At 83.8% G+C, this 791-nt stretch carries 1 protein-coding gene; it reads right to left on the bottom strand.

All coding sequences use genetic code 11. From position 1 onward, the window contains the following. Positions 1–552, bottom strand: a 552-nt coding sequence (locus tag ACI783_RS19800) for a helix-turn-helix domain-containing protein (RefSeq protein WP_457142035.1), incomplete at its 3' end; no start/stop codon positions are given. Positions 553–791 lie beyond the last annotated feature (239 nt).

Here is a 791-nt window from a genome sequence, read left to right as displayed (position 1 = left end):
GGTGGGGCGGGGGGGGGGGGGGGGGGGGGGGGGCGGCCGGGGGGAGCGGCGGGGGCGGGGCGGGGGGGGGCCCCCCCGCGGGGGGGGGGCGGGGGCGGGGGCCCGCGCCCGGTCGGGCAGGGAGTCGCCCGGCTCCGGCCGGTGGTGGTCCCCGGCCGTCCCGCTGAGCCGGCGCCGCCCGTCGCGGTACCGCCGCTCGCGGCTGAAGGTGTAGCGCGGCGGGGTCGCCCGGGGCAGGTGCTCACCTCCCCACCAGTCCTCGTCGCCGTGGCGGGTGTCCAGGTGCGCGGGGAACAGCCGGCCCGCGCCGTCCCGGACGGCGGCGTCGGTCATGCCGGGCGCCTCCCCTCCCTGCTCGTCGAGCAGGGCCAGCCGCAGCCCAGCGAGCTCGGCGGCCCGCTCCAGCACCCGGGCGTCCAGGCCGCGCGCCCCGCACTCGGCCGCCGCGATCGCGGACTTCGACACCCCGAGGTGCTCGGCCAGCTCGCGTTGCGACAGGTCACCGGTCCGGCGGATCCGGCGCAGCAGGCCGGGCAGGGCGGATGCGATCACGCGGGCAGCGTCGTCGCCGGCGCCGCCCGCGGGGACCCCCGAGAGGTGACCTGTGGACAGTCGTGGTCTGCCCACAGGAGGTGGGCACAGCACGAAGGTGGGTGTGGCAGGGCGCCCCGCGCAGGGTCGTGGGGGGGGGGGGGGGGGGGGGGGGGGGGGGGGGGGGGGGGGGGGGGGGGGGGGGGGGGGGGGGGGGGGGGGGGGGGGGGGGGGGGGGGGGGGGGGGGGGGGGGGGGGGG

The sequence above is a fragment of the Modestobacter sp. SYSU DS0511 genome (genome assembly GCF_054050755.1).
Note: the sequence above shows the minus strand (reverse complement) of the source record. Positions and strands in the feature narration are given on the sequence as shown.